At 63.6% G+C, this 18,138-nt stretch carries 17 protein-coding genes; 10 read left to right on the forward strand and 7 right to left on the reverse strand.

Annotated elements, in window-relative coordinates; translation table 11 throughout:
- Positions 1-20: 20 nt before the first annotated feature.
- The gene (locus BVH03_RS10145; protein ID WP_075961043.1) at positions 21-1,562 is read right to left on the reverse strand and encodes a LysM peptidoglycan-binding domain-containing protein; all 1,542 of its coding nucleotides are present in this window, start codon (positions 1,560-1,562) and stop codon (positions 21-23) included.
- Between the two features lie 99 nt (positions 1,563-1,661).
- Complete coding sequence (gene gloB / locus BVH03_RS10150) at positions 1,662-2,435, reverse strand: hydroxyacylglutathione hydrolase (RefSeq protein ID WP_075961044.1); 774 nt, start codon at positions 2,433-2,435, stop codon at positions 1,662-1,664.
- 204 nt (positions 2,436-2,639) lie between these two features.
- Between gloB and BVH03_RS10155 the strand changes: the two genes are divergently transcribed.
- From BVH03_RS10155 to nudC, 7 genes are all read left to right on the forward strand, one after another.
- Positions 2,640-3,401: a class I SAM-dependent methyltransferase gene (locus BVH03_RS10155; protein WP_075961045.1), complete on the forward strand. Its 762-nt coding sequence runs from the start codon at positions 2,640-2,642 to the stop codon at positions 3,399-3,401.
- A 44-nt stretch (positions 3,402-3,445) separates the two neighbouring features.
- Positions 3,446-3,898: a ribonuclease HI gene (gene rnhA, locus BVH03_RS10160; RefSeq protein WP_075961046.1), complete on the forward strand. Its 453-nt coding sequence runs from the start codon at positions 3,446-3,448 to the stop codon at positions 3,896-3,898.
- Positions 3,891-4,643, forward strand: coding sequence for a DNA polymerase III subunit epsilon (gene dnaQ / locus BVH03_RS10165; protein ID WP_075961047.1), 753 nt, complete (start codon positions 3,891-3,893; stop codon positions 4,641-4,643). Before rnhA ends, dnaQ begins: the two co-directional genes overlap by 8 nt.
- Positions 4,644-4,758: 115 nt before the next feature.
- Complete coding sequence (locus BVH03_RS10170) at positions 4,759-7,017, forward strand: arginine/lysine/ornithine decarboxylase (protein WP_075961048.1); 2,259 nt, start codon at positions 4,759-4,761, stop codon at positions 7,015-7,017.
- A gap of 138 nt (positions 7,018-7,155) precedes the next feature.
- A complete protein-coding gene (locus BVH03_RS10175) occupies positions 7,156-7,968 on the forward strand; it encodes a crotonase/enoyl-CoA hydratase family protein (RefSeq protein WP_075961049.1) in 813 nt (270 codons plus the stop codon).
- 38 nt (positions 7,969-8,006) lie between these two features.
- Positions 8,007-9,665: a ferrous iron transporter B gene (locus tag BVH03_RS10180; protein WP_075961050.1), complete on the forward strand. Its 1,659-nt coding sequence runs from the start codon at positions 8,007-8,009 to the stop codon at positions 9,663-9,665.
- On the forward strand, positions 9,665-10,477 hold the full coding sequence (gene nudC / locus BVH03_RS10185; RefSeq protein WP_075961061.1) for an NAD(+) diphosphatase: 813 nt from the start codon (positions 9,665-9,667) through the stop codon (positions 10,475-10,477). Before BVH03_RS10180 ends, nudC begins: the two co-directional genes overlap by 1 nt.
- A gap of 5 nt (positions 10,478-10,482) precedes the next feature.
- On the opposite strand, the gene BVH03_RS10190 is transcribed toward nudC, so the two are convergent.
- Entirely contained in the window at positions 10,483-11,268 is a 786-nt protein-coding gene (locus BVH03_RS10190; protein WP_075961051.1) for a TSUP family transporter, read from the reverse strand.
- Positions 11,269-11,366: 98 nt separating this feature from the next.
- Here BVH03_RS10190 and BVH03_RS10195 point away from each other — a divergent pair, with 98 nt between their 5' ends.
- Entirely contained in the window at positions 11,367-12,014 is a 648-nt protein-coding gene (locus BVH03_RS10195) for a hypothetical protein (protein WP_075961052.1), read from the forward strand.
- A gap of 516 nt (positions 12,015-12,530) precedes the next feature.
- Here the strand turns inward: BVH03_RS10195 and BVH03_RS10200 are convergent.
- From BVH03_RS10200 to BVH03_RS10215, 4 genes are all read right to left on the reverse strand, one after another.
- Positions 12,531-13,298, reverse strand: a complete 768-nt coding sequence (locus BVH03_RS10200; protein WP_075961053.1) for an SDR family oxidoreductase — start codon at positions 13,296-13,298, stop codon at positions 12,531-12,533.
- Positions 13,299-13,324: 26 nt separating this feature from the next.
- Positions 13,325-14,392, reverse strand: coding sequence for a phosphotransferase family protein (locus BVH03_RS10205; RefSeq protein ID WP_075961054.1), 1,068 nt, complete (start codon positions 14,390-14,392; stop codon positions 13,325-13,327).
- Positions 14,393-14,663: 271 nt separating this feature from the next.
- The gene (locus BVH03_RS10210) at positions 14,664-14,975 is read right to left on the reverse strand and encodes an SCP2 sterol-binding domain-containing protein (RefSeq protein ID WP_075930342.1); all 312 of its coding nucleotides are present in this window, start codon (positions 14,973-14,975) and stop codon (positions 14,664-14,666) included.
- A 58-nt stretch (positions 14,976-15,033) separates the two neighbouring features.
- Positions 15,034-15,732 carry a histidine phosphatase family protein gene (locus BVH03_RS10215; RefSeq protein WP_075961055.1) on the reverse strand — a complete coding sequence of 233 codons (699 nt, stop codon included), beginning with the start codon at positions 15,730-15,732 and terminating at the stop codon, positions 15,034-15,036.
- Between the two features lie 204 nt (positions 15,733-15,936).
- Here BVH03_RS10215 and sohB point away from each other — a divergent pair, with 204 nt between their 5' ends.
- Entirely contained in the window at positions 15,937-16,956 is a 1,020-nt protein-coding gene (gene sohB / locus BVH03_RS10220; protein WP_075961056.1) for a protease SohB, read from the forward strand.
- 37 nt (positions 16,957-16,993) lie between these two features.
- Positions 16,994-17,986 (forward strand): YhdH/YhfP family quinone oxidoreductase, encoded by a 993-nt coding sequence (locus tag BVH03_RS10225; RefSeq protein ID WP_075961057.1) that lies wholly within the window; start codon positions 16,994-16,996, stop codon positions 17,984-17,986.
- Positions 17,987-18,138 lie beyond the last annotated feature (152 nt).

Genomic DNA, 18,138 nt, shown 5'->3' on the forward strand with positions numbered 1-18,138 from the left:
CAAGAGTGTTGCAGTGCGCGTCAGTTGGGCAGGCGCAGGGTCAGTACCTGGCCCGGTTTCAGGGCCTTGCCGGTACGCGGGTTCCAGCTCTGCAGGTTCTGCATCTGCACGTTGAAACGCTTGGCGATCAGGTGCAGGGAATCGCCCTTGCGCACCTTGTAGTAGGTGACGTCGGCGACGGCTTTCGCGCTGGCGTTGCTGCCTTGCAGCTTGATGGTCTGCCCAACGCGCAGCGAGTTGCCCTTCAGGGCGTTCCAGCGCTGGATATCGTTGACCGACACATTGTGTGCCTTAGCGATCTGCCAGAGGTTGTCGCCATTGCGAATGGTGTAATTGCGCGAGGCCACGGCGGTGTTGATGGCGCGCTGCGGCGCCTTGTCGGGCAGCGCTTGCAGGCTGGTCGGCAGGCTCAGGTGCTGGCCCACGGCCAGGGTGTTGCCGGTGAGCTGGTTGAGCTCCTTGATGCTGGCAACGCTTAGTTCGTAGCGATTGGCGATGCCGTGTAGGTTGTCGCCGGCGCGCACCACGTACTCCTGCATGCCGCGATCTTCGGGCTTGAGCGTCGACAGGTTGGCCGTCAGCAGCTCCACTTTCTGGGTCGGTACCAGCAGATGCTGAGGGCCGTCCATGGTCACGCGTTTCTTGAAGGCGGGGTTGAGCAGGTACAGCTCGTCTTCGTCTATCTCGGCCAGGGCGGCGACGCGGGCCAGATCCATACGCTGCTTGAGCTCCACTTCCTCGAAGTAAGGCTCGTTGGCGATCGGTGCCAGGCTCACACCGTATGCGGCCGGGGCCATGACCACCTCGGACAGGGCCAACAGCTTGGGCACGTAATTCTGGGTTTCCTGGGGCAGCGACAGGTTCCAGTAGTCGGTCGGCAGGCCGAGCTTCTGGTTGCGCTCGATGGCGCGGCTGACCCGGCCTTCGCCGGCGTTGTAGGCCGCCAGGGCCAGCAGCCAGTCGCCGTTGAACATCTCATGCAGGCGCGCCAGGTAATCCATGGCCGCCTGGGTGGAGGCCGTGACGTCGCGGCGGCCGTCGTACCAGCGGGTCTGGCGCAGGTTGAAGTTGCGCCCCGTGGACGGGATGAACTGCCACAGACCGACAGCATCGGCCGGCGAGTAGGCGAAGGGATTGTAAGCGCTCTCGATCATCGGCAGGAGCGCCAGCTCCATCGGCATGTTGCGCTCTTCGAGACGTTCGACGATGTAATGAATGTAGGGGTTGCTACGTTCTCCGGCCTTCTCGACGAACGCCGGGTTGCTGGAGAACCACAGGCGTTGCTGTTCGATACGCGGGTTGACGCCGATGGCGTCCTGCAGCTTGTAGCCGGCGCGCACGCGCTCCCAGATATCCTTGGGCTGCTCGGCCTTGGCCGTAGCCTCGATCCACAACGGCTGGTGCGGCGTTCTGCCGCTCAAATCCACCGACGGACCATTCTCCACCTGCTGTTGATCGAGGCTCTGGCAGCCGCTGAGTACGGTACAAACAGCCAGGGCGAGCGCTGGATAGCGCAGGGCCAATGCCTTTGAATTCAATGAGTTAGGTCGGGAAGAGGGCATTGGTGACGGGGGGTATCCTGGATCGAAAGTCGGGGGATTCTAGAAACCGATCCAGGGGTGGTCAAGTTTTGACCAGATTTTTGCGGGCCAGTCGGCGCTTCAGAAGCGATCTTTCCAGGCGCGCAGCGCGGCAAAAACCTCACCCTCGCTGGCCAGGGTGCGACCCTCACGGCTGGCGATCATTTCTTTAACTGATGTTTCAGCGGCGCGCAGAAACGGGTTGGTAGCCCGCTCGAGCTTCAGGCTGGATGGCAGGCTGATCTGCCCGCCCCGCCGCCATGCCTCGACCTGCTCGAAACGTCTGGCGATGTCCGCGTTGCCCGGCTCGACGGCCTTGGCGAAGCGCAGGTTGCTCAGGGTGTATTCGTGGGCGCAATAGATCAGCGTGTCGTCCGGCAGGGCCGCCAGGCGCTGTAGCGACTGGTGCATCTGCAGGGGCGTGCCCTCGAACAAGCGCCCGCAGCCAGCGGCGAACAGGGTGTCGCCGCAGAACAGCCAGTGCTGATCGGGTTGATAGAAGGCAATATGTCCGAGGGTATGGCCGGGCACCTCGAAGACCTGCAGGGCCAGGCCCAGCACGTCTATACGGTCACCATCGACCAGCGCCTGGTCACGGCCTGGAATCTTCTCGGTGGCCGGGCCGTAGACCCGCGCGCCGGTGTCGTGACGCAGCTGCTCGACGCCGCCGACATGGTCGTTGTGGTGGTGAGTGATCAGAATGTCGCTCAGCGTCCAGTCGCCATGCTTCCGCAGCCAGGCCTGCACTGGTGCGGCATCGCCGGGGTCTATCACCGCGACGCGCTTGTGCTGTGCGTCCTGCAGCAGCCAGATGTAATTGTCGGAGAATGCGCTGAGGGCTTCGATCTTGATCATCAGGTGGTCGCCAAGCTGGGGACAAAGGTGCATCTTAGGAGTTGTTGACGCTGCAACGCGAGCTGTGTTCCCGTCGGTGAAACGTCAACGGACCCCAGGTGTCATCGTTGGAGCCTGTTTTAAACGCCGCAGTGCCGACGCGCAGCAGACTTTGAACAGGTTCTTAGAAATGACTGTGCAGGTACTTTCCATGAGCAAGCGTCCATGACCGACGATCCCTTTGCCCAGGCCGATGCCGATTGGCTGCAACTGATCGGTGCAGCCCGCCAGTGGTTCACCAGCCCCCTGGGCCGCCTGCTGCTCGAGCAGGAACAGCGCCTGCTCGATGAGGAGCTGGCGCGATTTTTCGGGGGCTACCTGGTGCATTACGGGCCTTGCGCCGAAACCTCGCTCGAAACCCAGCAGATCCAGCGCAGCGTGCGCCTGGGCGCGCCGTTCGCCGGTGTAGAGATCGCCTGCGAGGAGCAGTCCTGGCCGTTGGTCGAGCACGCAGCCGACGTGGTGGTGCTGCAGCACGGCCTGGACTTCAGTCAGTCACCCCACGGTTTGCTGCGCGAGGCGGCGCGCAGCGTGCGCCCGGGCGGACACCTGCTGATCGTCGGTATCAACCCGATGAGTGCCTGGGGCGTGCGCCATCTGTTCGCCCATGACGTGCTGCACGACGCCCGCTGCATTGCCCCGGGGCGCCTCGGTGATTGGCTCAACCTGCTGGGCTTCGCGCTGGAGAAACGGCGCTTCGGATGTTATCGTCCGCCGCTTGCTTCGGCGGCCTGGCAGGCTCGGCTGGCTGCCCTGGAACGCTGGGGCGGCGCCTGGCAGTCGCCAGGTGGTGGGTTTTACGTACTGGTGGCGCGCAAGCTGGTGGTCGGCCTGCGTCCATTGCGCCAGTCCCGCCGCGAACCGATGGGCAAGCTGGTGCCCATGCCGGTGGCCAAGATCAGTCGTCGCGACCGCGACGGCGCCTGAGCTGGCCCCGCACATCGAAATCAGACCATAGATAAAGGCGCTGCATGTCCGATCAAGTTGAGCTTTACACCGACGGTGCCTGCAAGGGCAATCCGGGCGTCGGTGGCTGGGGTGCATTGCTAGTGTTCCAGGGTGTCGAGAAGGAGTTGTGGGGCGGTGAGGCCGTGACCACCAACAACCGCATGGAGCTGATGGGCGCGATTCGCGGCCTGGCCGAGCTCAAGCGTCCGTGCAACGTGCGCCTGGTCACCGATTCGCAGTACGTCATGAAGGGCATCAAGGAGTGGATGCCCAGCTGGAAGAAGCGCGGCTGGAAGACCGCTGCCAAGGAGCCGGTGAAGAATGCCGACCTCTGGCAGCAACTGGACGAGCAGGTCAATCGCCACAACGTGACCTGGCAATGGGTGCGCGGCCATATCGGCCACCCCGGCAACGAACGGGCCGACCAGTTGGCCAACCGTGGCGTCGAAGACATCAGGAGCGTGAAGCGTGCGTAGAGTCGTACTGGATACTGAAACCACCGGTATGCCGGTAAACGATGGCCACCGGGTCATCGAGATCGGTTGTGTGGAGGTCGAGGGACGGCGCCTGACCGGGCGGCATTTCCACATCTATCTGCAGCCGGATCGCGAGATCGACGAAGGCGCCATCGCGGTGCACGGCATCACCAACGAGGATCTCAAGGACAAGCCGCGCTTCAAGGACGTTGCCGACGAGTTCCACGCGTTCATCAAGGGCGCGCAGCTGATCATCCACAATGCGCCGTTCGACATCGGCTTCCTGAACAACGAGTTCGCCCTGATCGGCCAGCACGAACGCGCGGACATCGCGGCCTATTGCGACGTGCTCGATACCCTGCAGATGGCGCGCGAGCGTCACCCGGGCCAGCGCAACAGCCTCGACGCCCTGTGCAAGCGCTACGGTGTCGACAACTCCGGCCGTGAACTGCACGGCGCCTTGCTCGACTCGGAGATTCTCGCCGACGTCTACCTGGCGATGACGGGTGGGCAGACCAACCTGTCGCTGGCCGGCGAAGGCGCCGATGGCGATGGCAGCGGTCGTCAGCAGGCCACGCCGATTCGCCGCCTGCCCGCCGAGCGGCCGCGTGGCGCGGTGATCGCTGCCAGCACCGACGATCTGGAAGCCCACGCCGCACGCCTGGCGGTGATCGAAAAGGCCGCCGGTGCGCCGGCCCTGTGGGTGCAGATGGAAGCGGCCGAGCAGGGCACATCCGCCTCCTGATCGGTCAATTGCGACCTTTTCGTATAGCGCTCTGCGCGAGGGGTTCCGTCCTCCGCGGCGAGTCTCTACCCTGAGGGCATAGCGGGTTCATCCCGCATGACCTCAGGTGGTGCTGATGTACAAAGACCTCAAGTTCCCGGTTCTCATCGTTCATCGTGACATCAAGGCCGATACCGTGGCCGGTGAACGGGTGCGGGCCATCGCTGCCGAGCTGGAGCAGGACGGCTTCACCATTCTGTCCACCGCGAGCTCCGCGGAAGGCCATATCGTCGCCTCGACCCATCACGGCCTGGCCTGCATCCTGGTCGCCGCCGAGGGTGCCGGTGAAAACCGTCACCTGCTGCAGGACATGGTCGAGCTGATTCGCATCGCCCGACGCCGCGCGCCGCAGCTGCCGATCTTCGCCCTGGGCGAGCAGGTCACCATCGAGAACGCCCCGGCCGAAGCCATGGCCGATCTCAATCAGCTGCGCGGCATTCTCTATCTGTTCGAAGACACCGTGCCGTTCCTGGCCCGCCAGGTGGCCCGCGCCGCGCGCAATTACCTCGATGGCCTGTTGCCGCCGTTCTTCAAGGCGCTGGTGCAGCACACCGCGCAATCCAACTACTCCTGGCACACGCCGGGCCACGGCGGCGGCGTGGCTTATCGCAAGAGCCCGGTGGGCCAGGCGTTCCACCAGTTCTTCGGTGAGAACACGCTGCGCTCCGACCTGTCGGTCTCGGTACCGGAACTCGGCTCACTGCTCGACCACACCGGCCCGCTGGCCGCTGCCGAGGAGCGCGCCGCGCGCAATTTTGGCGCCGACCACACCTACTTCGTGATCAATGGCACCTCGACCGCCAACAAGATCGTCTGGCATTCGATGGTCGGCCGTGACGACCTGGTGCTGGTCGATCGCAACTGCCACAAGTCGATCCTCCACGCCATCATCATGACCGGCGCGATTCCCCTGTACCTGTCGCCGGAGCGCAACGAACTGGGCATCATCGGGCCGATTCCGCTGAGCGAATTCACCCGCGAGTCGATCCAGGCCAAGATCGACGCCAGCCCGTTGGCACGTGGCCGCGAGCCCAAGGTCAAGCTGGCGGTGGTGACCAATTCGACCTACGACGGGCTGTGCTACAACGCCGAGCTGATCAAGCGCACGCTGGGCGATTCGGTCGAGGTGCTGCACTTCGACGAAGCCTGGTACGCCTACGCCGCGTTCCACGAGTTCTACGCCGGACGCTACGGTATGGGTACCAGCCGCGAGGCTGGCGGCCCGATGGTGTTCACCACCCACTCGACCCACAAGCTGCTGGCGGCCTTCAGCCAGGCGTCGATGATCCACGTGCAGGACGGAGGTGTGCGTCAGCTCGACCGCGACCGCTTCAACGAAGCCTTCATGATGCACATCTCCACCTCGCCGCAGTACGGCATCATCGCCTCGCTGGACGTGGCCTCGGCGATGATGGAAGGCCCGGCCGGGCGCTCGCTGATCCAGGAAACCTTCGACGAAGCCCTGAGTTTCCGCCGTGCCCTGGCCAACCTGGGGCAGAGTCTGAGCAGCGAGGACTGGTGGTTCAGCATCTGGCAGCCGCCGCAGACCGAGGGCGCCGACGATGTGGCGACGCCGGACTGGCTGCTGCAGCCGGAGGCCGACTGGCACGGTTTCGGTGACGTCGCCGAAGACTACGTGTTGCTCGACCCGATCAAGGTGACCCTGGTGATGCCCGGCCTGACCGCCGGCGGCCGCCTCGACGAGCGCGGCATTCCCGCCGCGGTGGTCAGCAAGTTCCTTTGGGAGCGCGGGCTGGTGGTCGAGAAGACCGGCCTGTATTCGTTTCTGGTGCTGTTCTCCATGGGCATCACCAAGGGCAAGTGGAGCACACTGCTCACCGAACTCCTGGAATTCAAGCGCAGCTACGACGCCAACCTGCCGTTGAGTTCGGTGCTGCCCTCGGTCGCCCGCGAAGGCGCGCTGCGCTACCAGGGCATGGGCCTGCGCGACCTGTGCGATGCGCTGCACGACTGCTACCGCGAGAACGCCACCGCCAAGTCCCTCAAGCGCATGTACACGATGCTGCCGGAAATCGCCCTGAAGCCAGCCGATGCATACGATCAGCTGGTGCGCGGTGAAGTCGAGGAAGTGCTGGTCGATGAGGTGCAAGGACGCATCGCTGCGGTGATGCTGGTGCCGTATCCGCCTGGCATTCCGCTGATCATGCCGGGCGAGCGTTTCACCGCGGCGACCCGCTCGATCATCGATTACCTGCGTTTCGCCCAGGCCTTCGAACAGCGCTTCCCGGGCTTCGATGCCGACGTGCACGGTCTGCAGCGCCATGAAGGCGAGCAGGGCAGCTACTACACGGTGGATTGCATCGTCGAGAAGTAGGTCACCGTCGGCGTGGCGGGCGGTGCGGCCCGTCACGGCGGCCATGATCGACTTTCCAGCGCCGCTTGCTATAGTGGCGCGGCTGTTTTGCAGCGTGTGTCGTGGGCCGTTCGGCCTCCTTCAAAAAGGATGACTTTCATGGGGCAATATCAGGCTTTTCGCGTCGAGCTGCAGGAAAAGATCGCCCATGTGGTGATTGACCGGCCGGACAAGATCAATGCGATGAACGCCGCCTTCTGGACGGAAATCATCGATATCTTCCGCTGGGCCGACGAGACCGATGAAGTGCGCGTGGTGGTGCTTTCGGGGGCCGGCAAGCATTTTTCTTCCGGTATCGACCTCAACCTGCTGGCTCAGGTAAGCACGCAGCTGGGCAAGGATGTCGGCCGCAATGCGCAAACGCTGCGCCGCAAGATTCTCGAGCTGCAGGCTTCGTTCAACGCCGTCGATCACTGCAGCAAGCCGGTGCTGGCCGCTATCCAGGGTTACTGCCTGGGCGGCGCCATCGACCTGATCAGCGCCTGCGACATGCGTTACTGCAGCGCGGACGTGCAGTTCGCCATCAAGGAAATCGACATCGGTATGGCCGCCGACGTTGGCACCCTGCAACGGCTGCCGCGCCTGATCGGTGACGGCATGCTGCGCGAGCTGGCCTATACCGGCCGCGTCGTCGAGGCGACCGAAGCGAAGGAAATCGGCCTGGTGAACCGCGTATTCGAGACCTACGACACATTGCTGGCCGGCGTGATGGACATTGCGCGAGCGATCGCCGCAAAATCGCCGGTTGCCGTGCGTGGCACCAAGGAAATGATTCGCTACATGCGTGATCACCGGGTCGACGACGGGCTCGAATACGTCGCTACCTGGAACGCCGCCATGCTGCAGTCGGCCGACCTGCGTGTCGCGATGATGGCCCATATGAACAAGCAGAATCCCGAGTTCGCTGATTGAGCGCGGTTTCATCACCTGTGCGGGAGGCACACTAGCGAATGGTTTCTGGAGCATCGTCACTGGGGCTGGTTCGCGACGAACTGTTCGCCACGATCGAAGAGGCCGAGGCGAGCCTGGAGCAGTTCATCGTCGAGCGCAATAACGGCAGCCTGCTGCAGCAGGCCGTCGATAATCTGCAGCAGGTGCGCGGTACGCTCAACCTGATCGAGCTGACCGGCGCAGAATTGCTCGCCCAGGAAGTGCTCGACCAGGCCACCGATATCCCCGCTGGCGTCGGCAACGAGCGCGACGCGCAGTTGGCGGCGCTCAGCAATGCGTTGCACGTGCTGCGCCGCTATCTCGAAGGGCTGGATGCCCATCGCCAGGAAATGCCCGAATTGCTGTTGCCGGCGATCAACGACCTGCGTCAGGCGTGCAAGCAGCCGCCGTTGCCGGAAAGTTTCTTTTTCAGCGTCCGCCTCGACCAGACCCGGCCGCGCATGGTGCCACCGGCACTGGATGCGGCTGCCAAGGAAGGCGAAGGCCGCCGTTTGCGGCAGATGTATCAGGTCGGCCTGCTGGGCTATATCCGCGAGCAGAGCCCGGCTGCCAGCATGAAATTGATGGGTCGGGCCATGAGCCGCCTCGACGGCCTGTTCGCCAACGAGCCCCGCGGGCGCCTGTGCTGGCTCGGCGCGGCGGCCGTGGAGGCACTGAACGATGGCCAGTTGCTGCCGCGCAAATCGCGCAAGCAGCTGTTCTCGCGCATCGATCGCGAGCTGCGGCAGATGTTGTTCAACGGCTCTTACGAGCCACCGCGTAGTCTGCTCAAGGAGTTGTTGTATCTGGTCGCGCTGTCCGCCGGCCGCGGCCCGCTGGCTGGTGAAGTGCGCGAGCTGTTCGGCATCAACGCGCTGCCGTTCACCGATCACCTGCTTGAAGAGGAATACCAGCGCCTCTCCGGCCCCGGCAAGGCGGTGATGCGTTCGCTGAGCTCGGCGATTCGCGAGGAGCTGGCCAGCGTCAAGGACCTGCTCGACCTGAGCGAGCGCGGCACCCTGCAGGCCGATGGCCTGACCAGCCTGCACGCGTTGCTCGGCAAGCTGAGCAAGACGCTGGCCATGGTCGGCCTGAGCTCGGCGGGCAATTCGCTGGCCAATCAGTTGCCAGTCGTCAGCGCCTGGTGCGAAGGCGCGCCGGTCGAGTCCGAACAACTGATCGCTCTGGCCGACGCCGTGCTGTATGTCGAAGGCATGGTAGCGACCCTCGAGCGTGGCGAGCGCGTGGCCATGCCACGGGTCGAGCCGGAGGTCTGTACCTTCGCCCAGCATCAACTGTTCGAAGCGCGCATCGTGGTGCTCGACGAAGCCCGTGCCGGCCTGGCGCTGGCCAAGCGGGCGATTACCGCGTACCTGGAGTCGTCCGGCGACCGCATGCACCTGTCCAACGTGCCGTTCAGCCTGCAGGCGGTGCGCGGCGGCCTGTGGTTCCTCGGTCAGGAGCGCGCGGCGACGCTGGTGGGCGCCTGTGCCGACTACATCCAGACGCAGATGCTCGACACCGAGCAGATGCCCGCCGAAGCGCGCCTGGAAGTGCTCGCCGATGCCCTGAGCAGCCTGGAATACTACCTGGAAGCCGACGCCGGACTGGTCCAGCCGAGCGTGCTGGATCTGGCTGAAGAAAGCGTGCGCGCTCTGGGTCAGGAGGTGGCGGCTTGATCACCGCGCACTGGCAACCCGAGCTGCTCGACCCCGAGCAGCCTGGCGGCCTGGTGCTGGCCCACCATCGTCAGCATTTTCTGGGCGATGCCAATGGCCTGCTGTTTCCCCGCGAGTGGTTGAAGAAGCAGGAGCTGCCGGTAATCGCCGAGCATGGCCTCGGCCATTTTCGCGGGGAGCCGGTCTACCTGCTCGAATTGCGGGGCAAAGCCGAGCTGCCGGGCTGCCAGTGGCAATCGTTGCGCCAGGTGATGATCGAAGGCGACGCCGAGCTGTTCCAGATGCTCGGTTTTGCCGCACAGATCGGCACCTGGGCCAGCGACAACCGTTTCTGCGGCAGTTGCGCAACGGCGATGCTACAGGTGCCCGGCGAGCGCGCGATGCAGTGCCCGGCGTGCAGCTTACGCCACTATCCGCGCCTGTCGCCGAGCATGATCGTGCTGGTCACCCGCGGCGACGACGTACTGCTGGCGCGGTCGCCGCGCTTCGTCAGCGGGGTGTACAGCACCCTGGCCGGCTTCGTCGAAGCGGGTGAATCGGTAGAACAGTGCGTCGCTCGCGAGGTGCGCGAAGAGGTGGGCGTCGAAGTCTGCAACATTCGCTATCAGGGCAGCCAGAACTGGCCGTTTCCGCACTCGCTGATGCTCGGCTTTCATGCCGACTACGCCGGTGGCGAGATCGTCATGCAGGAAGAGGAGATCGAGGACGCGCGCTGGTTCTCCGTCCATGCGCTGCCACCATTACCGGCCTCGCGCTCGATCGCCCGTTATCTGATCGACTCGTACGTGGCCAGCCGCTTGGCAGGCCCTTGAAAAACCTAGGCGGCGCTGAACCAGTGCTGCCAGACCAGCCGCGTGGTCAGCCCCAGCACCACCAGGATGAATACCGGGCGGATGAACTTCGAGCCACCGCCAATCGCCGTGCGCGCGCCGAGAAAAGCGCCTGCCATCAATGAAAAGCCCATGCACAGCCCCAGCATCCAGGCCACCTGACCGGCAACGATGAACACCGCCAGGGCGCAGGCGTTGCTGATGAAGTTCATCGAACGCGCCACGCCGCTGGCCCGTACCAGGTCCAGTGGGTACATCAGCAGGGTGCTGACCGTCCAGAATGCGCCGGTTCCCGGGCCCGCCACGCCGTCATATAAACCCAGGCCGATGCCTTGTGGCCATTGCCGCCGTTTGGCGATGGGCAGATCGGCGTCCAGTGGCGCGTCGGGCGTTTTGCCGAACAGGAGGTAAATGCCGCAGGCGAACACCACCACTGACAGCATCTTGTTGATCCATTCGGCCGGCATCCAGTGCACCAATATGGCGCCGCTGATCGCGCCGATGGCCGTGGCCGCCATTGCGTTCTTCCACTTGCCGGGGTTGAACAGCTTGCGCCGGTAAAAGGTGTAGCTCGCGGTGCCCGAGCCGAAGGTCGCGCACAGCTTGCTGGTGCCCAGCACCAGGTGCGGCGGCAGGCCGGTGGTGAGCAGGGCGGGGATGGTCAGCAGACCGCCGCCGCCGGCGATGGCATCGATGAACCCGGCGATGAAGGCGACCAGGGCGAGCAACAGCAGCGTCGTGGGATCGACGGCGAGTTCGAAGGGGAAAGACATAAAAGGCGACCTGTATCCGATTGTGCGGCAACGGCGCTATTCGCAGGCGAATGCGCTGCGCATAATGCCGACATTTTCACTTACAAGGAATCGATTCGATGCAGTACAACGCGCTCGCCTGGGCAACGGCTCTGCTGGCATTGCTGGTGTTGTTCATCGCCCTGCGCGTTCTTTTTGGCGGGCGCTGGTTTCTGGCCTGGTTGCGTGGCACCAGCGGTCTGGTGTTTCTTGCCGCTGCGGTGCTGGTGGGGCTGGTGGCGTACGACCTGAGCCGCTACGAACCGTTACCCGCCAACAAGCCGCTGCTGACCCTGAGCTTTCATGGTACGGCCAACGTCTATCAGGTCGATATTCTCCAGGATGGCGTGCAGCGCAGCGTCAATCTGGAGGGCGATCTGTGGCAACTCGACGTGCGCCTGCTGCAGTGGCAGGGGCTGGCCGCGCTGATCGGCCTGGAGCCGGGCTACCGACTTGAGAAACTCAACAGTCGCTTCCTGTCCATCGAGCAGCAGAACCAGGCACGTTACACCCAGGCCGAGCTGACCCACAGCCCGTATGGCGTGGACCTGTGGCGCTGGCTGCGCCTGGGCCAGCACGACCTGTTCATGTTCGACGCCCAGGCGCGCCGCGTGACCTACCTGCCGATGGCCGACAAGGCAGTGTTCAACGTCAGCCTGACGCCTACGGGGCTTCTGGCCGAGCCGATGAACGAGGCGGCTCATCAGGCGCTCAAGGATTGGCAATGAGTTGCTGCAGCGCGGATGTGGCCCATCTGCAATGAGCGGAGTGTGGCGGGAGCAGCCGTTCGGCCGCTTTGCCTTTTGGTGCTCCTCATGCCACAAAATTGGTAGGCGACACCAATCGCCCCTTCAGGAGGCCGATCGTAATCGTCGTGGAGAGGGTTGAGCGGCATGGATGCCGCGAGAGCCGCGATGGGCCAGGGATGGCCCTTCGAGGCGCGCCCTCGGAGCGATGATGGCGCGAGGGAACCCCAGCGAAGCTGGGGCCGTATGCTGGGGCTAGACCTTTTGGTTTCTTTTGGCGGGGCCGGCCATCCGGGCGATGCCAAAAGAAACCCGCTCGGCAGAGCGGAACCGGACGTATGAGCAACGCAATAACAATGGACAACCACAGCTCACGTATCGCATATGGGGCGCAAAGAGCTCGCGGCTAAAGCCTCTCCCACCCAATCGCTGAGTGGCTGTTTCTGCCTTTTATCGCCCATACAGCGACACGATAGCCTCAAGGCTCGCAGCCAGGTCTCAGGACAGGAACCCGCCATCGACATTCAACGCCACGCCGGTGGTGTAGCTCGATGCCTCGCTGGCCAGGTACAACACCGCGCCGGCCATTTCGCTCGGCTCGGCGACGCGCTTGAGCGGAATGCGCTGCAGGGCGAAGTTGAGGATCGCCTCGTTCTTGGTCAGCGCCGACGCGAAGCGCGTGTCGGTCAGCCCCGGCAACAGGGCATTGCAGCGAATACCGAACTGCGCGCATTCCTTGGCGAACACCTTGGTCATGCTGATTACCGCCGCCTTGGTCACCGAATAGATACCCTGGAATTCACCCGGCGACACGCCATTGATCGATGCCACGTTGATGATGCTGCCGCCGCCGTTGTCCTTCATCAGCTTGCCGCCTTCGATGGACATGAAGTAGTAACCGCGAATGTTCACGTCGACGGTCTTCTGGAAGGCGCCCAGGTCGGTATCCAACACGTTGCAGAATTGCGGGTTGGTCGCTGCGTTGTTGACCAGGATGTCGAGCCGGCCGAAGCGCTGGCGAATCTCCGCGAACACCGCCTGGATCTGTTCCATCTCGCCGATATGGCAGGCCATCGCCACGGCCTTGCCGCCCTTGGCGACGATGGCGTCGGCCACGGCCTGGCAGTCGTCCAGCTTGCGGCTGGCGACGATCACCTCGGCGCCTTGCTGGGCCAGCAGATGGGCGATGGCTTCACCAATACCGCGGCTGGCACCGGAAACGAAGGCGATCTTGCCATCGAGGTCGAACAACTGAGTCTTGGACATGGGGTGAGTCTCGGTGAGGAAGGGCGTCAGAGCGATGAGCGCGCGATGACCCCGAGGGCCATCTGTTCGAGCAAGGCGTTCATCTGCACGAAGGAGGCGAAGCGCTTGTCGGCGGTTTGCCCGTGGTAGTAGCGGTAGTAGATCTGCTGGACGATGCCGGCCAGGCGGAACAGGCCGTAGATGTAATAGAAATCGAAGCAGTCGATGCGGATGCCTGCGCGCTCGGCGTAGTAATCCACGAAGGCCTGGCGAGTCAGCATGCCGGGCGCGTTGCTCGGCTGGCGACGCATCAGTTGCACGGGCGCCGGGTCGTCCGCTTCGATCCAGTAGGCCAGGGTATTGCCCAGATCCATCAGCGGGTCGCCGAGGGTGGTCAGCTCCCAGTCGAGCACGCCGATGATGCGTAGTGGGTCGTTGGCGTCGAGGATCACGTTGTCGAAGCGGTAGTCGTTGTGCACGATGGCCGGTCGCGGGTGGTCGGCCGGCATCTTCGCCTGCAACCAGCTGCGAACCGCCTGCCAGGCGGGCGCGTCGGGGGTGCGCGCGTTGTCGTAGCGCTCGCTCCAGCCGGTAATCTGCCGCGCCACGTAGCCATCGGGCTTGCCCAGGTCGGCGAGGCCACAGCCTTGGTAATCGACCTGGTGCAGCTCGACCAGGCGGTCGATGAAGCTCTTGCACAGGGTGGTGGTTTGCTCGGCCGTCAGTTGCAGCTCTGCCGGCAGGTCGGCACGCAGGATGATGCCATCCATACGTTGCATGACGTAGAACTCGGAGCCGATCACCGACTCGTCGGTGCAGTGCACGAACGCCTGCGGGCAGTAAGGGAAGGCGTCTCTGAGCTGGTTGAGAATACGGAACTCACGGCCCATGTCGTGGGCCGACTTGGCCTTGCGGCCAAAAGGCGGTCGGCGCAGCACCAGTTCGCGGTCTGCATAACGCAGCAGGTAGGTCAGGTTGGAGGCGCCGCCCGGAAACTGGCTGATCTGCGGTTCACCGTGCAGGTCGCTGATGTGAGCCTTGAGGTAGGCATCGATGGCGCCGGCATCGAGTTCTTCACCCCGGCGAATGGCGCCGGGCCGGTCGGTGAGTGTCATGCCGATCCCTTCTAATTGTCGTTGGCGGTGCTGATGGAGCCAATCTAATCAGCCTGGCGTCGGGCCACAAGCGCGGCGCAGGCTTATCGATACGGCTGTTGGTGGCGAATCAAACCCGCTGATGCGCTGAGGGGGCCGGGCAAAAAAACGTCGGGGCAATCCTTGACGTCGGCGCTGGCGACGGCCTGTAGAACAGTCGCCAAGAATAGCGGGCCAAAAAAAACCGGAATCCTGGGATTCCGGTTTCGCGATTCGAGCCGTTCGCCTTTACTCAGACCGGGAACAGTTCGCTCAGTTTGAGCGCCAGCATCATGTCGCCCTCGGCGCGCAGCTTGCCGGCCATGAACGCCTGCATGCCGTCGGTTTCACCAGTGGTTATGCCCTTGAAGGTTTCCTTGTCCATGATCAGGGTGACGTTGGCGTCCGGGCTGTCGCCCTGTTTCACGTCGCAGGTGCCGTCCTTGACGATCAGGTAGTGGTTGTCGGCATCTTCGATGTTGAACTGGAAAACCAGGTCCAGGCCTTCGGCGGCGCTTGGGTTGAACTTGGCCTTCATGGTTTGGACGATGTCTGCGACGCTCATGGTGGTTTCCTTGTGGTTTCCGAGTGTTCTGCGCCCATGCGGGCGCGTTGACCGTCGCTCAGCGATAGGTAATGAGCGATGGGGTGTTCAACAGCTGCAAATGGGCGTGGCTGTTGAAGGAAGCTAGAGTCACCCGCGCGCCCTGGAACTTCAGGCAGCTTAGCGAGGTGTTGACGATTTGCCAGTTCATGGCGAACGCGCTGGCGACCGGCATGCCGGTCAGCAGGTGGATCAGGGCGGTGATGGTGCCACCGGAGGTGAACACGGCGATACGCTCGCGGCCGTGGGCCTGTTCTAGCAGACGCTGCAGGCCGCCGTTGACCTGATCCAGAAAGGCCTGCCAGCTCTGCAGTGCTGGTGCGTCGTAGTCACCGCCGACCCAGGTGTCGATAAGGTTCACGAACAGGCGCTGGAACTCGTCACGGTTGTGCGCGGCGTTGCGCATCACGTCCAGCGCCTGGGGCTCGCTCGGCAACAGCGCGGGGAGCAGGGCACGGATCATGCCTTCGGCGTCGAATTCATTGAAGGCAGCATCGGTTTCCAGCGCCGGTGCTTGGCCAAACTGTTCGAGCACCAGGCGGCCGGTATGGACCTGGCGGGTCAGGCTGCCGCTGACCGCGCGATCGAGCCGCAGGCCGGTCTGGGCAAGATGGCTGCCGAGCAAAGTCGACTGGCGCTCGCCCAGCGACGAGAGGACATCGTAATCCTCTGCACCGAATGAGGCCTGGCCATGTCGAATCAGGTAGATGCTGCCCACGTGTGCTGCAACCCGGGAACCTTGAATGTGAGGCGAGGGTAGGAGGGATGGGCGGAAGCTGTCAACGAAAATTCATACGTTTGTTTGAATTGCTCGTGGCGGCGGCAAAACCCCGTGCGCTGGCTGGTCGCTACCCGGTAGCGCCGGTATGCTGAATGACGCGGGCCTCCAGGCGAGGCTGACGATTGGATAAAGGGGAAGTGTGTGGAGTTTCTTGCTGATTACGCAGGGTTTCTGGCCAAGACGGTAACGCTCGTGGTGGCCATTCTGGTCGTGTTGGTAGCGGTTGCCGTGTTGCGCAGCCGGGGGCGTCGCAGTGGCGGCCAGTTGCAGGTCACCAAACTCAACGATTTCTACAAGGCGCTGCGCCAGCGTCTCGAGCAATCGATACTCGACAAGGAGCAGCTCAAGGCGCAGGCCAAGGAAGCAACCAAGGCTGCCAAGGCTGCCAAGAAGCAGCCGCAAACCCGCTCGCGGGTCTACGTGCTCGATTTCGATGGCGACATCAAGGCCTCGGCCACCGAAGGCCTGCGCCATGAGATCACCGCGCTGCTGAGCCTTGCCACGCCCCAGGACGAAGTGGTGCTGCGCCTGGAGAGCGGCGGTGGCATGGTGCACAGCTATGGCCTGGCCTCGTCGCAACTGGTGCGCATTCGTCAGGCCGGCGTGCCGTTGACGGTGTGCATCGACAAGGTAGCTGCCAGTGGCGGTTACATGATGGCCTGTATCGGCGAGAAGATCATTTCCGCTCCGTTCGCCATTCTCGGCTCCATCGGCGTGGTCGCCCAGCTGCCCAACGTCAATCGTCTGCTGAAAAAGCATGACATCGACTTCGAAGTGCTGACCGCCGGTGAATACAAGCGCACTCTGACGGTATTCGGCGAGAACACCGAAAAGGGTCGTGAGAAATTCCAGGAAGACCTGGAAACCACCCACGAGCTGTTCAAGAACTTCGTGGCCCGCTACCGCCCGCAGCTGGAAATCGACGAGATCGCCACTGGTGAAGTCTGGCTCGGCATGGCGGCCATGGAGAAGCAACTGGTCGACGAACTGAAAACCAGCGACGAATACCTGGCCGAGCGTGCGCGCGAGGCCGACCTGTACCAGCTGCACTACGTGCAGAAGAAATCCCTGCAGGAGCGTGTCGGCCTGGCTGCCAGCGTAGCGCTGGATCGCTTTGCCCTGACCTGGCTGGGCCGTCTGACCCAGCAGCGCTTCTGGTAACCCGCACTCTCCGCACGAGCGGATCAAGGAGGTCTGGATGACGAATTTCACTGCGCTGCAAGCTGCGCCCGACACCAATGGCCATTTCGGCCTGCAAGTGGTCGAGCGCGACGTGGCCGATTTGCCCGCTGGTGAGCTGCTGATCCGCGTTCGCTATTCTTCGCTGAATTTCAAGGATGCACTGTCCGCCACCGGGCAGCGCGGCGTCAGCAAGCATTACCCGCATACGCCGGGTATCGATGCAGCTGGCGTGGTGGAGCATTCCAGCGCTGCCGAATTCGCCGAGGGTGATGAGGTGATCGTTACCGGCTACGACCTCGGCATGAACACGGCCGGTGGGTTTGGCCAGTACATCCGGGTGCCCGCCAGTTGGGCGATCAAGCGCCCGCAAGGGCTGTCACTGCGCGAGGCGATGATTCTCGGTACCGCGGGCCTGACCGCGGCGTTGTGCGTCGACAAGCTGGAGCAGGCCGGCGTCGAGCCACAGAATGGGCCGGTACTGGTTACCGGCGCCAGTGGTGGAGTCGGCAGCATCGCGGTGCTGCTGCTCAGCACGCTGGGTTATCAAGTGAGCGCCGCCACGGGCAAGGCCCAGCAAGCCGACATGCTCACGCGTCTGGGCGCGTCGCAGGTGGTGCCGCGGCTGGAGCTGCAGAGCGGCAGTGACCGGCCGCTGCTGCGCGAGCAATGGAGTGGCGCGGTGGATACAGTGGGCGGCGACATCCTGTTCAACGTCCTCAAGGCCACCCGCTACGGCGGCAGCGTGGCCTGTTGCGGGTTGACCGCCGGCGTCGACTTCCAGGCCAGCGTGCTGCCGTTCATCCTGCGTGGCGTGAATCTGCTGGGGGTCGACTCGGTCGAGCTGCCTCTGGTGGTCAAGGCCTCGATGTGGGACAAGCTGTCGCTGCAATGGAAGCTGGCCAAGCTGGAATCCCTGGCCACCGAAGTCGGGCTTGGCGAATTGCCGGCAGCCATCGAACGCATCCTGCAGGGCGAGCAGGCGGGGCGGGTGCTGGTCAGGCTCGACTGAGGCCCGAACGGCGCGCATAAAAAACCCGCCGAAAGGCGTAATGCTGTTCACTTAAGCATTTGAGTCCAAGCCGGGGTTTCTAGAAAATCCGATACCAGCCTCCTGGTATCGGATTTTTTATGCCCATTCAGCAGCAACTGCTCGACCTCGGC

This window comes from Pseudomonas sp. PA15(2017), from assembly GCF_001945395.1.
Classification (GTDB): domain Bacteria; phylum Pseudomonadota; class Gammaproteobacteria; order Pseudomonadales; family Pseudomonadaceae; genus Aquipseudomonas.